Genomic DNA, 15,168 nt, shown 5'->3' with positions numbered 1-15,168 from the left:
ACACAGTATATATGCCCTATACTATGTCCTTAGCACATTCGGAGAGTGTGCGAATAACTATGGGGGAAGCCCAATAAAAAAGACAAGAGTCCTACTACAGTTGTCCTTTGTCTTGCCAGCATGGCTTCATTGTCTCCCCAGTAGGACCTCACAGATCACATTTTATGTTTAACTTAGCCGATCCATCGGGATCAAACTTCTTTTCAGTAGACTCTTACCTCTCCTTAAAATGCTGAACGATCTCTTCCGGTTCCTGCGTCTCCAGTGTAATCTCGCCTTTCTCGAACAGGATCATGTACGGATATGATTTCAGACCAAAAATCTCCTCATAATTAAACTTATTTTCATCACGGACATTATAAAAGGTTACGTTAGTTATTGGGCCTTCTGCCCTCAAATTCTCGTTATTTACTTCATTTAATTGCGTCTGTAATTCAACAATAAATGGTCGCTCCGAAGGTCGGTCGGTAAATACAATGAGTGATGCATCATTTCTTTGATTTTGCGTTAGATAATCAATGGCTTTCTCTCTATTGTTCTGACCACACCCTGTCACTAAAAGTATCAAAATACATAACACCCAAAGCCTCTTCATTTATATCATCACCCAAAATATGATATAATTGGTTATTAACTATTAATTTCACTTCATTAAAAAATCTATTCGCTGAAAGGAAGATGCACTTTGAACAAAAGGAATATCATCATCGCTATCATTATTGCTCTTATAATATTGATACTTCAACTTGTGCTTTATTTTTCTGTAACTAATAAAGAAGAATCCGCACTTCCCGATTCAAACATCCCATTTCAAACCAAAACAGTAGATGAGCTTACCATCACAATGCATAATGCAACCTATACAGATCATGAAGTGCAGTTGGGTTATGAAATTCAGGGCGATGGACAGTCTGAGAATGATTTGACATATGGGTTTTATAATAAAGAGTCCAATGCTTAGTACAGATAAAATCTCGATTTTTCACCTTTCAAATAGAAACAAAAACCTGCATACCAGCCTCGGCTTCACAGTTTTTATTAAGAATTTGCATGTGGATACATCTCATTTACAACTTAGGCATCCAAAAGGGGTTCTCTTCCTTCTCACACCCGGTTAACACGTAAAAAATATGTCCCTGCTCACTCTTCATTGTCCCGATCCCTTTGCAGGTGTCAGTCTTCATTCCCTGTTTGGAGCCGTAGGCATCCCTTGAGTTATCGTAAGTCGATTGAATAGCTGTACCATCATAGATCAATTCCTGGATAATGGGCCCACCTTCAATGGTATACATCGTTACACGAACCTGATCCTGATGTTTTTTCTCCACATTCTTCATAAATGTGTTCCACTTATCTTCGTTCCGTATGCCTCCATGAAGCACAACCACATCCCCGCTTTGCTCCGCTTGCTCTGGATTATGGGGCTCGATAATTTCTGGAAAAGCTTGCGTAATTCCGGAAGCATTCATTGATGGATCATTTGCCTGACAGGCAGTTAACAGCATTAAAGCTAACGATAGGATAAGCATACTTTTTCTCATTCCATCACCTCATGTATGAAACGGTTCAATACTATCCTTTGTTGCATGACTATGCTTAATTTGTCATTTATCTGTAACTCCCTCACTGTCCCGAACGTTTAGAATCATAGAAATGTATAAACAGGAACGAAAATTTTAATGATTTATCATTCAGCAGGGGGTTAATTTAATGACGTTAAAAACAATGCTCGGTGTAGCACTGGCTCTATCTGTACTCATATCCACCCATTCGGCCGATACAGCGACTCTAGCTTCAACGAACGAACGGCAGTCAAAGGGATTAGCCCATGAAATGGAGCGCTCCTTCCCAACATCTACATCTGTTCTGCTCATTGCCCCAACTCAACATGAAGGTCGTTCCTCATACAACGGCAGCTTCACAATGGTTGCTTCGAATGGAACACATGCCAACATATCGATTGAAAACAACAGCAACCACACGGTATATGTGAAGATGTATGTAGATGAAGTAAGTGAACCTATGGAAACATCTATCAACAAAAATAGTGATAAAACGATCAATCTGCTTGCATTACAAGACACGGATATTAAGTTGTACATTTATAGCAGAATAGGCCATCACTTAGATCTCTCAGTTGAAGCAGAGCAGTTTCATTGATGTTTTCTCTCACACCTACATACAAGAACAAGAAAAACCCTTCACGCAAGCGATTCAGATCCATGTTCCCATGAACCGATGCCTGCTTGAAGGGGTTTTATATTTCGATCACATTTATTTCTCGAATCGGAACCAGCCGAAGTCAAACTGACTGCCTGGCAGGAAGATAAAGCTTACTTTTTGCACACCTGTCACTTGCTCAAGCTCAAACACCCGCTCCTCATATCCACCTGACTGGGTGAATTCAACCAGCTGGTTGCTCTGGCCGTCCGCACCTGCAAAGCGAATATGAATCGTATTTTTATCAATTGGTGAATGACCGTAGATCACGAGCTTTGATGTACCTTCTGCCGTAAAGTCCATGTTTTCAAACTCCAGCGATACATTATTCCCGATGCCCTCTACTCCATCACCCTCGATTTTGAACGTATCTCCGTAGAGATGGTCACAGGATGTAGCCGCGTTCTGTTCAAAAGCACGACTCTGACGTTCGAAGGAAAATCCTTTAATATGAATCTTCTGTTTCAGTACAAAACAGATCGACGTGATCCCGCTAAGGCGTTTGGACAATTGGTACGTCTCTTCCTGGTATACATTCCAAATGGACTCTTTGTCATAAACCACATCTGCGATCATCGTACTTCCTTCTTCATCCGGCATGCCTTCCCAGATCTGAATGAAGTAGTCCTCCGTGGACAACGTAAAGATTGGAATGGTAATCGTATCGGAGCCGTACGGTCCGAAGTCAATATTACGGAAACCTACATGCGTCTCTCCATCCCGACTTGTCGCTACCCCGCGCTCATTGCCGTTACCAACCTCACCTTTGGTGTAATCGTACAGTCCACCCGTGATGAAGCCGTATGGATCTTTGTAGGCTGTGCCGAGACCGTCCGCCTTGAACTCCAGCTGCGAGATGAGTTTCGTTTTATCCGTACCGTTGGTACTGGTTGCGCGAAGTCTAAACTCCCCGTCACCTATAGCCGACACCTTCACCGCATGTTGATGCTCACCGTTGTCGCCCGCTTCTGCTTGAACAGCTTCCACCTTGGCAATGTTGGATTCAATTCCTGCATCGTTCACAACAGCCCACTCGATGTCGCGATAGGAAGTGTTCTCTGGATACAGCTTGGCGGTTACAATTAACTCCGGGTTGGACGGATCGAGCAACTGTCCTGCAGTACTGATGATCTCGATTTTCCGCAAAGGAATTTCCTGAGCATTCCCCGTAAGCACTGGACGTTCTTCATTGTTCATGAAGACAGGTTGCACTTGTTTCTCATCATTAAGTTCAGCCGCCACAAGTAGAGATTCAAATTCAGCCGTAGCTCCTTCCAACCCTTCGGAAGAAACTTCAATCCGCACTGTTCCAGGTTCATTTGTCGCTCCGATGATCGCCATCAGCTTGCCGCTGAATAGTCTTCTGCTCAACCCTTTGTAGGGATCATAGTCGGTGCTGTCCCCATTATCCAGACCCAGCAGTCGTCCTGCACCAGTCACCTGAACTTGCACGCGGTTGTTCGCATTGTGAACCGGATTACCCGCTTCATCTTCCACATCAATTTCTACAAAAATAAGGTCCGTTCCACTGGCTTGCAACTGCGCCCGATCCGCTTGCAGACGAATCTTCTTCGCATCCGTATAGGATCTTTGCACATCGGTTGCAATGATCTTACCGTTCTCATCGTAAGCGATCGCTTTCAGCTCACCCTCTTCGTACGGCACTTTCCACCAGCCAGATAGCTGTGTTCCGTTGGCATGATCGATATCGTACGTACCAATGGTTTTACCGTTGAGTTGCAGCTCAATCTTCGGCGCGTTGCTGCACACGCGTACATCAATGATCTGACCCGGGCTGAAATCCCAATAAGGGAACAGGTGAACCATCGGACTTTTTTTATAATCCGTCCAAGCTGCTTGGTAGATGTAATAAGAGTCTTTCGGGAAAGTTGCCGTATCCAACTGTCCAAAATACGAATTCTTCGTATGATACGGTGTCGGCTCTCCGATATAATCGAATCCAGTCCACAGGAACTGACCCAGCGAATACGGTGTATCCCGTTCTGCCAAGATGCAGTATTCTGCCGACTTCGCGCCCCAGCTGGTCGTGCTGTTACCCAAAGCCGAGCACTGCTCATCATCATCTGCCAGAATCGGCTGTTCGAACGGGAAGTGATAAATGCCGCGGCTCTGCACCACCGATGACGTCTCACTACCATAGATGATCCAATCCGGATGTTCTTCATGATGTTTGTCATAATATTTTTCCGCGTAGTTGTAACCTGCCAGCTTCACGATATCTGCGCATTTTTGTGCATTTTCCCACGGCATATAATTGGAACCAATCGTCACACCTGCATTACCTTTCGGATCAAATTCCAGCACATAGTCCATTAAAATGCGAGTTACTTCCTGTCCACGCTCATCCGCATGGGTATCATAGATTTCATTCCCGATACTCCACATGATCAGACTGGCATGGTTACGGTCACGCTTCACCCAACTCTTCACATCCGTATGCACCCACTCCGGGAAAAATCTCGCATAATCGTATGGCGTTTTGGCACGTTCCCACATATCAAAGGCTTCAGACACAACCAGCATACCCATCTCATCCGCGAGTTCCATGAACTCTTTGGCAGGCATATTATGCGCGGTGCGGATAGCGTTAACGCCCATTTCTTTGAGCAAAACGAATCTTCTGCGCAGTGCCGTCAGGTTAAACGCAGCCCCCAGCGCCCCGAGATCGTGGTGTTCACACACACCGTTCAGCTTCATCTTGACCCCGTTCAGGTGGAACCCTTCATTGGCATCCAGCTTGATATCCCGGAATCCAATACGCTGTGATACCGATTCAACTGTCCTATGTTCCTGATCTTCCGAGATCAAACGCAACTCAGTCACCAGTTCATACAGATGCGGTGCATCCGGGCTCCACAGGTTTGGATTCTCCACAATGATCTGTTGGCTATCTGCCGATACCACCACATTCTCCCCCACCGAAGCCGTAACATTCGCTTGGGCGGATGCCACCGCCTGACCTTCATACCGGATCGTATGCACCAGCTCTGCCTGCTGATTCTGATCCAGGTTCAGCTCCGTATCCACTTCCACCTGCCAGCCATTCGGCTGCTGATTAATGGATACATAGATCCCATCCGTAACAATATGGTTGCGGTCTCTCGTCTTCAGCCACACATGGCGATAAATTCCGGCCCCGGAATACCATCTGCTGTTCGGGCTCTGATGCACTACTTTGACCACAATCTCATTGTCGCCTTCCACCAGTGCATTCGTGATCTCATGTTCAAAAGCAGAATAACCATACTTCCACTCCCCAACCAGCTGCCCGTTCACATACACAGAAGAGTCCATGTATACGCCATCAAAACAAAGCAGAAGCTGCTGCTCATCCTTCGTGTAATGGAACGTCTTGCGGTACCATCCAATGCTGTCCTCATACAGTTCAAGCGTATTATATATCAGCCAATCATGGGGAAGCTCCACAGGTTCATACACCAGACCCGCAGGTTCCGTAACATCCAGCTTGCTTTTCGCAAATTGCCATCCATCATTAAAAAGTCTCTTCTGATTCATGGTAGATTCTCACTTTCTTGAAGTAAATTATGATTGCGGTTACAACAGTAGATGTCGCTTTTTCCGAAAACCTTTTCGGTAATACACAAGTATGACTATAACACATAACCCGATTATATCATCAGTCTCTTTCCTATACCTCCATTTCATAAGATTTTTTAGCCATAATGATGAACGTTTTATTCCCTCCAAGCATAGTAACTTTCGATGACAACAAGCCAAAAAGGCAACCCGTCAAACGAGTCACCTTCTAGTTCTATCCTATAGCACGTACTTCTTCTCTATACACTCCTACACCAACACTACTCAACCTCTATCCCTTGTAAAAAGGGTTCCACCCTATGCCTTTGCCCGATGGCATCGCACCAGGCACCCCATCCGCTTCAAGCAGCGGACGGACAACTAACTTCACGGGCCACTCCCTGCTCTCGAATATCGCATGAGCGAGCGCGGCCCGGTCGGATTCGGGAAGCTGCACATGTTGCAGCGCTTCCTTCCAAGCCTGCTCCGTGATCTCCCATAACTTCGTTTCCGGGATGTGATACACTTCGCTAAGTGCCTCCATGATCGCAGCCAGATTCACCTGCGTCCCCAAAGACTGCACATAGAAAATCAACTTCTGGATCGTCTCGTTATACAGGCTGTTCGAGTAGCCTGAACGAATATGATAGGCAGGGTCTGCAATGCCATGTTTATCCAGATAAGGCTGATGCAAACGCACCGAATCATGATCGCGGAACAAGAGACCTTTTACCTCATTATCCTTCAACACCAGACAGCAGTTCTGACCATGAATCTCAGGTACAACACCCACCTTGAACAGGCGCATCACGATATCATAAAACGTTGTAACTATGCTGGTATAAAAGTAGAGGACATCCGTGCTACTCAGGTTATCCCCCAGAATCTCCGTTAATAGATGATGCCCTTCCAGATTCACACCCAGTGTGGCCATTGGGATTACTTTGTAAGCATCACCCAACAACTCAGTGGGATACACACGAATCTGTGCAGCCAGATGGCGGGGATGATCATCGAACAGTCCCATGGATTCTGGCATGAAGCCCCACCAGTTCTGCTCTTCACACATATACACCTTGTCCTTCAACGTCTCGTCACAAGCAACGGCCTGCCTTAACATGCGTTCTCCAGCAAGACCATTCAGAAGTTTGACTACCGGAAGATAACGAGCAGCCCCCAGAGACAGCACACTAACCGGTAGCTTGAGCATTAGGGTGGATTCAATTGACGGAGCCATCGAGCGCAGAGAGGATGTGGCCTGTACGTCGCCCACTTCTATGTCCAATACGACAATGCTGCCTTCTTCGATCTCCCCAGTGAAACGGGGCAGAATCACATGTTTCAATTGCCACGGGTGAACAGGCATCGGTAGATATTCGTCCAACGTGATTCCTTTACGGGCAAACTCTGCTTCCACCACTCCGCGCTGAACATCGTCTAACATATCCAAAATGGACAATCCATCTTCACACCCTTGCTGCACGGCATCCAGCCGTATAGCCACCCAGCGCAGCGAAATCGCCTTCCCGAATTCTGCTGCATACCGTGTTACATCTTCTGCATTGAATCCCACCTTGGCTTTGGACGATGGGTGAAATGGACGATCCCGCAATGCCGCAACGCGCTCCCCCTTGATAAACCATTCATACGCAGAAGCCGGGACGTTAGCGGACAGATACTGGACTTGTTCCCAGCCCAAAGCATACTGCTCCACAGCAATGTCCAGACTAACCAGGAATTCCGCCACCCCATGCTGCACATAGGCCTTATCCGACAAAGCCCTCTGTAACACCGCACGTCCAACTTCTGCCGGAGTATCAAGGAGAACCCAGCTTCCATCCGTTTTCTCCTCGTAGATCGGTGAACCCTGAACCCACTGAGTCCCCTGTCTTACTCCAGTTTCAACCAGACACAGCACGCCTTGAGTGTGCAATCTATAGCGAGACGCTACATTATGATTATGCTCTTCGCTGTCATATCCCTTGTACAATCGACGGAACGGTGCAGGTGCTTCGGCAAAATCAATGAATGGGTGATCCTCCATTGGAAGCAATTGCTCCGCCAAAAATGAATTCATCAGATCCGCCATAATCCGGCGTTCAGCGGCTTGCAGACTGGAACGTTTCATCAGTGTTGACATGATTATTGTCCTCCGTTAGATAATGGAATGCCGGGTGCGGATGCCCCAGAAAATCATGATGCGAGATGGTCCAGCAATAAGCCCCAGACTTTTCAAACAAAACAATATCTCCCACGCGCAGCAGCGCTACCTCCGCATCGGAATGCATGCGATCCTTGGGTGTGCATAGCTCACCTACGATATGGACTCGACGACCTCTTACCTCTGGCCGGGCAAATGAATGCTTCCAACGGTCCGTTTCCATAATCTGAAACGGATGGTTATGACCCCATGAAGCAGGCAGACGATTGTGGTGCGTACCTCCTCTTAACACGGCAAAATACTGATCATGAGAGGTTTTGATATCCGTAACCTCTGCTGCGTAATACCCGTGGTCTGCCACCAGCAGTCGGCCCGATTCAAAATACAGCCGACCTCCGCGTGAGGCAAGGCGTTGTCTGGCTTCACTTTGTTCTAGCAACGATGTGAATAAAGGCCAGTCGAATCCGGGGCTGCCATCATACGTGACACCGAATCCACCTCCTGCATTCACCACTTCCACAGGTAAATCATACTTGTGCTGCCACTGCTCCACCTTTTGCAAATACAACTCGATCATCTCGGCGTGTAGCCTTGCATCCATATTGTTGGACAAGGAGTGAAAATGGAACCCGCTTAACCGAACCACACCCGCGCCTTCCACACGAATGAGTTCAATGGCTTCTTCCACCGCCTCTTCATCGATTCCAAAAGGACTCGGCCCACCGCCCATGACAATCTTCGTCCGAGGTAACGTACTGCTTCGCAGATTGATTCGGAGTAGAATGCGCACCTCCTGCGCTTGCTTCTGTTTTTGCTTCTGCTCTTGCATCAGTTCCTCGCCGTATGCTTGCGTATATCTCTGCTCCGGGTTCTGCTCCCATTCTTGCTTCTGCCTGCTCTCCTGCACCTGCTCCTGCTCCATCGCCCTCTCTTTCGCAATCGCAATGATGCGGCGCAGCTCCAGCAAACTCTCTACATGGATGTAACTCACGCCATGCTCAATGGCTAGCCTCAGTTCGCTCTCCTTCTTCCCCGGACCTCCAAACAGAATCGGAACCTCTCGGCTTACCGCTCTAACCTTGAGTAGCTCTCCAATCGAAGCCACTTCAAAACCCTTCACAAATGGAAGCAACGCTTCAATGATTCGCGGATCAGGATTCGCCTTGATGGCGTAGAACAATTCTGTGTTCCCAGGCATGCTGTCCAACATCTGATGTACCTGTTCCTGAATGCCAGCCAGATCATAGACGTAAGCACATACCGGATCTTCCATTCCGCGTTGCAGTTCATCTATCGCATGCCATACACTAGATTTCATATCTGCCCACCCGCATTCCTGTAGTCATTCCGTTTTTGGGCATACGCCCGAAACGCCGTATTCCGATCATCACCCAGCACGTAAATATGTACTCCCCGCTCAGCCCAGAGCGACATGTCTTCCACACCTCTAGTGACCGTTGCATAAGGTACTTCGCACTGCCGAGCGGTAGCATGCAATTCATCCAGTGCACGTCTCACATCCGGGTGCTCTGTCTGCCATGGCACACCGAGAGATTGCGACAGATCAGCCGCTCCTTCCAATACAAAACTCACCTGAGGGTGAGACAGAATCTGTGTACTTTGCCGCACGCCCTCCGCACTTTCAATCATAGGGACAACCATCACCTGTTCGTTCGCTTCTTCAATGTATTCTGTGAGCGGATATTTCCCAAATACACCGGGACGACCACTATTCAAGCTCCGCATGCCAACCGGATGATAGTAGGCGTGACGAACCGCTTCCTCCACCTGCTCCAGTTGCTCGACATGTGGAATGACGATACCTTGTGCGCCACAGTCCAGCACTTTCAGAATCTCCGCTCGTTCCACTTTCGAGATACGTACCAGCGGGGTTAGGCCGACGAGTTCCGCCGCACGGACCAACTCTTCCACCGATTCCATCGATGTTGCGGCATGTTCCAGATCAATAATGACAAAGTCATATTCCGCATGTCCGATCATCTCAATGATGACCGGATGTGGTATGGATACAAAAAGGCCGTATACGGGCTGTTTGCGTGCAATTTTTTCCTTCAGCGTGTTAATCCTCATTCGACGATTCCCTTTAATTCGGGTGTTCCATTTGATTCAAGTACATCCTTTGATATCTTGAGCGGATTGCTCGCCTTGCGGAAATATAACTCTCCATCCCCATACAGACGGCGCTTGGTCATCTCTTCGATCAGTGCATCTTCGGCAAAAAGGTCAAATGCAACGAACCGTTCTGCGTATTCCGGGTGCTGCTTCTGATAATCCACAATTACACCTGCGCACAGCTGCCAGAACGCTTCCTCCGACAACCCAAACTTCTCCAAAGCCTGCGCAATATCTGTCATGCAGATAAAAAAGAATGCATCATACGTATAGTCACGGACTTCCGACACATCTCCGGCATAGATGAAGGAATACCGATTGAACTTGCGGTGGGTCTCTGGTTCTGGGTTCAGCTTCGGTGCCCGTTCCGGGTGCAACAGTTGATCTGGTACATAACGAACACCATCATGCAGATCCTTGATAATGATTCGTTTCGGCAGATCGTCTTCCAGGACCAAAATGATATTCTGGGCATGAGATTCCAGCGCAATCCCGTGTGCATAGAGCAAATGAATAATCGGCAGGGTAACTGTGCGAACAAGGGCCTCGCTCCACTTTTCCACACCATGACGTTCTACAGCATCCTGGATAAACGGAACACCATCCGGCTGCACCAACATCAGCGCATTCAGCGGCCACGCCGTCTCACCTTGCTTCAGATGAACAGATACATTCTCCCGCCAGATGGCACCGAGCGTACCGTAGGCACGTCCATACTGGGTTGCAGGCAACTGCTCATAACGGAACGACAATCCCATGATTTCTTTTAAAATGCCAAACTGCGCCTGCTGCAACAGCTCATCTTCACGAACAAGTTCATCCAGCCAATCGCTGATCAGCGGTGCGTTCTGGGTCGTATGCTGTGCCAGAATGCGTGTGCTCGACGTGTTGGTGATGCTGAGGGCCAGTTTGATGTAAGGGGCTTCCGGATTCATCCGGTTCGAGAGTGAACGGATCGACTGCTGCGCGCGATAGGGCGAAGACGATGGGCCGAGGTACACGATGTCCCCATCCATCAGCTGACGGGCATATACCGACTCCAACTGATGCTCCCACTGCCATGGATGAACAGGAATGAATACATATCGATCACCAATGTCAGAACCTATTTCCCCATCAACCTTGCTGTCATTGCTACCAATGCTAGAGCCTATTAAGCTATCTTGAATAGCTGTTATTTCACCAACCTTGGCACTGCTCCCAAGCTGATCTGCACTCGCCGCATATGCCTTGACGTTCTCGCCCGTGTCCGTACGACCTTGTTGTTGTAGGATCTGTTGAAATCGTTGCATATCCTCTGCTGTTAGATGTTGCACCACCAGTTCTTCCGAGCTATAACCCGCGGATACAGCGGTCTGAGCAAATTCTTTTTTCACAGCTACCCAGACTAATGAAACCTCCGAGTTAAATTCAGGGCCATAGGCCAGATTGTCTTTCAGAGAAAATCCCAGTCTCGACTTATAACTCGGGTGGTACAGATGACCGTCGGTCATATGACTTTCGAGCGCATCATAATGTCGATCTTCATTCGGAATGTTCAAGGGCAACATAGCTTGGCACTGGCTGTCCTTTGCCATCGTTTCGAGCAGTTCCTGGATAAAAGCCGTGACATTTGCACCCTTCAAAGCGTTCAGCACAATTTCCTCCAAAAACAGATCCAGATCGGTGCAGAGTACGCCTTCCCTTTGAATCGAACCCTTCTTCACCTTCACCCGGCCAAATGAAAACTTCCGTTCAGCTTCACACGTGTACGCCACAGAATCGCCGGAAGATGTGAGGCCGCTGGTTCGCCATTCGCTCCCACTTACATGACTGTCCAGAATGCCTTCGAACCACATTGCCTCCAGTGTCTGCCGCATGATCCGTTCCTGTACACCCACGTAGACTGCTTCTGTCCTGCCGCCTGCTTCAGCCCTGTATCCCACGACTCCCATGCACTTCACTCCCTATTCGTTTCATTACATTGCTCACCGGCACGTAATCCGGGGTCTGGCTAATCCCTCTTACACAACTCACCAAGTTTTGTTTGGCCAGAAATGCATCCGTCATCAGCAGATGTTGTACATATGCATTGCCCGTTCGTTCCAGTTCCTCCACAAGTACCCCACGTACCTGCTTCCAGAAATGCTCCTCCGGGACGTTCACATCTCGCGCCATGGCATGAATCAGAGACCCCAGATGATTGACGATAAAATAGTACGATGTCCGCGCCCAAGCTTTCTCTCGCGAATAAAATAATAAATCGGACGTTGCACGATCCTGCTCACTTATAAGTTCCTCATCCACACTGACCCCTTCCAGATCGCGGACGATAAACTCAACAGGCAACCCATCCTTTAAGGTCACAAGGGTATTCTGCAAATGGGCTTCAAAATGAATGCCTTTCTCACCCGCCGCCCGTACAATCGGCAGCAGAGAACATGCCAGATATCGTTCCAACCAACGCTCGGCAATGTCTCGTCCACCACCCAGCATGGTCATCAGTCTCGACCGCATCCTGGGAAGCGGTGCTTCAACCAGACTGGATAAGACATACGTATTCTCAACATCAAACTCAATGGGTCGATAAGCTATCGTAAACAGACTGGTTAACTCTTCATCTTCAAAAGCACAGGTCGCTACGCCTGTCTCATACGCAATATGTGTGTTCGGTTCAGCAACGAAGCAGTCATGCTGCCTGACGTACTTGGAGGCATCCAGTGTTCTGCGCATCTGCTCAGCACTGTTGGTGCGAATCATGTTGGTGATCTGCATATTCAGTGACAGCTTGATATTGCAGTTCCATTCGGGAACATAGACCGTACGGACCGAAGAAGTTGGATAGACGATTGGCCCCGCACTGCCGAGCAGGATTAGTTTTTCATCTCGAAAATAGGACTGTATCTCGGTCAACCGGGATATGTACGTGTATTGCCATGGATGGACAGGCAGCAGCCCATACATTTCACTCTTTTCTTTTAAAATAGGCTCCACATGGCTCCACAGGAGGTCTTGCAAATCCATTGCCGCCTCGTCATCGACCCATTCCTGCACGTAGACATCCTGCCTCACGGCGATATAACAGAGTTGAAAGGATGTCCGTAACTCCGGACTGTACTTCTGAACATCCTGCTCGCTGAAGCCTTTGGAATTCTTCGGGAACGGATGGAACGGATGACCATACAACAGTGACTGTTCGGATGTGCGATAGTCGTGGATGTCGAGACCGGCTGCTTGTTCGATATACAACGTAAGGTTACCGACACTGTTATCTACCTTTTGTGCAAAATCTCTGGCATACGCCAGCTCTACGCGATTCGTATTCTCACCCATTGGATGTACATTCTCCAGCTCAAGTGAACGCTTCATTTCCATCACACTTTTCTTCATTCCATGTTGATCCGAACTCGCTCCCTGTTCCCCATTTCCACTTAGCTCAGATGTGATCCAACGTACCAGGTCGCCATAATGAACCGCTTCCCCGCCAGATTCCATGCTGAGGTATTCGTGCTCCCCCATGGCAGAGTAATAAGACAAGCGTCCTGTCACCTTCACCCTACTAGCTTGAAAAGCAACAGTGTACGACAGCGTATTTGGATTGATCCGAATAGCGGTTTCCTTCTCTAGCGCAAGCTCACGTATGTAACAGTTCAGCAGCAGCTTGCACGAATGTTCATGGGCCTGCTGCTCAGCCTCAGACCGGAGCTTGTTTTCCATCTCGAACAATGATGCCAACCTTCTTTCGGGTTATAAGTAAGACCAGGGGAAATGTAAGCAGTATGGCGCAGCCAAGTCCGATACAGATCTCTTTAAGTGCTCCCCATTTTGCCATCTCCATGGACGTTCCTGCCCCGGCAAGCCATTGCCAACGCATATCGTAATACAGGGTCAAGCCCATCACCGCAAACGAAGAAGCCAGCCGCTCAATCGTGGTTGATAACACCGACCCTTCGTGCATGTCTTCGTCTGCTAATGCTTGCAGACCAATCGCAGAGATGCTCATACCTGACAGGCCAACGCCAATTCCCCGGCATGCCATGAGCATCCCTATGATCCAGATCGATGCTCCCAGGGGCAGAACCGCAAACGACAAGATCGATATCGACACCAGCAACGTCCCCCATGCGATAAAATGTATGGACCGACCGCGATCCAGCAAGCTGCCGCCAATCCACATGAACAGACTTGTACAGATCGATAAGGGAATGAACAGTGCACCGGACAGGGCCGGTGACAGGTGGAAGACGTCCTGGAACAATAGTGGCAATGCAAAGATCACGCCAAACATGACACAATCCTGAATGGTCGAGATCAGCACGGTCAGCGGAAAGACGGCATTACGCCGCATCAACTGGTACCGGATCAGCGGTTCCTTGCGACCGTTCTCTGTCTGGACAAAACGAATGAGCAGCACCACACCGAGCGCAATCAGCATCCAAGGTACCCATACTGCCACGACAGGACTTGCGTACAACTGTACCCCCAGACTAAGGGCACCTACAGCGCAGATCAGCATTATGACACTGGATGGATGCCATTTTTTCCTACGGGCAGGGATATAGGTTTGAATGACTCGACCGCAGCCGATCAACGAGAACACAGCTAACGGCACATTGAGCCAGAACAGCATTTCAAGCCGTCCATACTGAATGATGAATCCACCCAGCGTAGGCCCGGCAGCCGGAGCCAACATAAGCAGCAAGCCCCACGCTCCGGTAATTCGCCCTCGTACCTCCGGTCCGTATACATCAAACAGCAGCACAAGTGATAACGGAATCATCAGCCCTGCGGCAACGCCATGCATAAAACGTACAAGCAAGAGTACTTCGATGGAGTGATAAAACAACGCACCTGCTACCGAGAACAGTCCATAGATACTGATCCCCAACATATAAGTCTGCTTACGCCCCAGTCGGTCCACAATCAGGGAAGCCAGCGGCATCGTTAACGTCATAGCCAGCATGTACAGCGCGATAATCCACCCGCCTGCTGTCGTAGAGATCTGATAATATTGCACAAAATAAGGCAGCAGCAGGTTAAATGCACTGTTGGTCAGTACCAGCGAAAAAGCACCGATCAGAATCGCGAGTAATACTGCATGCCTCTTCATCAGGGAA

11 protein-coding genes are annotated in these 15,168 nt (G+C 48.5%); 2 read left to right on the top strand and 9 right to left on the bottom strand.

The genetic code is table 11. The features are described 5' to 3' along the window. Positions 1–214 precede the first annotated feature (214 nt). On the bottom strand, positions 215–568 hold the full coding sequence (locus PAEAM_RS02595; RefSeq protein ID WP_133120404.1) for a hypothetical protein: 354 nt from the start codon (positions 566–568) through the stop codon (positions 215–217). Positions 569–685: 117 nt separating this feature from the next. On the opposite strand from PAEAM_RS02595, the gene PAEAM_RS02590 reads away from it, so the two are divergent. Beyond that, positions 686–961, top strand: a complete 276-nt coding sequence (locus PAEAM_RS02590; RefSeq protein WP_100526527.1) for a hypothetical protein — start codon at positions 686–688, stop codon at positions 959–961. A 106-nt stretch (positions 962–1,067) separates the two neighbouring features. Here PAEAM_RS02590 and PAEAM_RS02585 read toward each other — a convergent pair whose 3' ends face one another. Then, positions 1,068–1,541: a DUF4362 domain-containing protein gene (locus PAEAM_RS02585; RefSeq protein ID WP_100526526.1), complete on the bottom strand. Its 474-nt coding sequence runs from the start codon at positions 1,539–1,541 to the stop codon at positions 1,068–1,070. Positions 1,542–1,710: 169 nt separating this feature from the next. On the opposite strand from PAEAM_RS02585, the gene PAEAM_RS02580 reads away from it, so the two are divergent. Then, the gene (locus PAEAM_RS02580; RefSeq protein ID WP_100526525.1) at positions 1,711–2,160 is read left to right on the top strand and encodes a hypothetical protein; all 450 of its coding nucleotides are present in this window, start codon (positions 1,711–1,713) and stop codon (positions 2,158–2,160) included. Positions 2,161–2,274: 114 nt separating this feature from the next. Here the strand turns inward: PAEAM_RS02580 and PAEAM_RS02575 are convergent, their stop codons facing one another. The 7 genes from PAEAM_RS02575 to PAEAM_RS02545 form a co-directional block, all read right to left on the bottom strand. Continuing rightward, positions 2,275–5,757 (bottom strand): glycoside hydrolase family 2 TIM barrel-domain containing protein, encoded by a 3,483-nt coding sequence (locus PAEAM_RS02575; protein ID WP_100526524.1) that lies wholly within the window; start codon positions 5,755–5,757, stop codon positions 2,275–2,277. 313 nt (positions 5,758–6,070) lie between these two features. Beyond that, the gene (locus tag PAEAM_RS02570; RefSeq protein WP_100526523.1) at positions 6,071–7,918 is read right to left on the bottom strand and encodes an IucA/IucC family protein; all 1,848 of its coding nucleotides are present in this window, start codon (positions 7,916–7,918) and stop codon (positions 6,071–6,073) included. Beyond that, entirely contained in the window at positions 7,878–9,257 is a 1,380-nt protein-coding gene (locus PAEAM_RS02565) for a type III PLP-dependent enzyme (RefSeq protein ID WP_100526522.1), read from the bottom strand. Before PAEAM_RS02565 ends, PAEAM_RS02570 begins: the two co-directional genes overlap by 41 nt. Beyond that, positions 9,254–10,030, bottom strand: coding sequence for an HpcH/HpaI aldolase family protein (locus PAEAM_RS02560; RefSeq protein ID WP_100526521.1), 777 nt, complete (start codon positions 10,028–10,030; stop codon positions 9,254–9,256). The genes PAEAM_RS02565 and PAEAM_RS02560 overlap by 4 nt, the downstream gene beginning before the upstream one ends. After that, on the bottom strand, positions 10,027–12,006 hold the full coding sequence (locus PAEAM_RS02555; RefSeq protein WP_100526520.1) for an IucA/IucC family protein: 1,980 nt from the start codon (positions 12,004–12,006) through the stop codon (positions 10,027–10,029). Before PAEAM_RS02555 ends, PAEAM_RS02560 begins: the two co-directional genes overlap by 4 nt. Next, the gene (locus PAEAM_RS02550) at positions 11,981–13,768 is read right to left on the bottom strand and encodes an IucA/IucC family protein (RefSeq protein ID WP_243391249.1); all 1,788 of its coding nucleotides are present in this window, start codon (positions 13,766–13,768) and stop codon (positions 11,981–11,983) included. The genes PAEAM_RS02555 and PAEAM_RS02550 overlap by 26 nt, the downstream gene beginning before the upstream one ends. Further along, positions 13,746–15,161: an MFS transporter gene (locus PAEAM_RS02545; protein ID WP_243391244.1), complete on the bottom strand. Its 1,416-nt coding sequence runs from the start codon at positions 15,159–15,161 to the stop codon at positions 13,746–13,748. The genes PAEAM_RS02550 and PAEAM_RS02545 overlap by 23 nt, the downstream gene beginning before the upstream one ends. Between the last annotated feature and the right edge of the window lie 7 nt (positions 15,162–15,168).

Origin of the sequence: Paenibacillus sp. GM1FR, from assembly GCF_002803315.1 — a bacterium.
Classification (GTDB): domain Bacteria; phylum Bacillota; class Bacilli; order Paenibacillales; family Paenibacillaceae; genus Paenibacillus; species Paenibacillus amylolyticus.
This window is presented reverse-complemented; position numbering and strand designations above follow the sequence as displayed.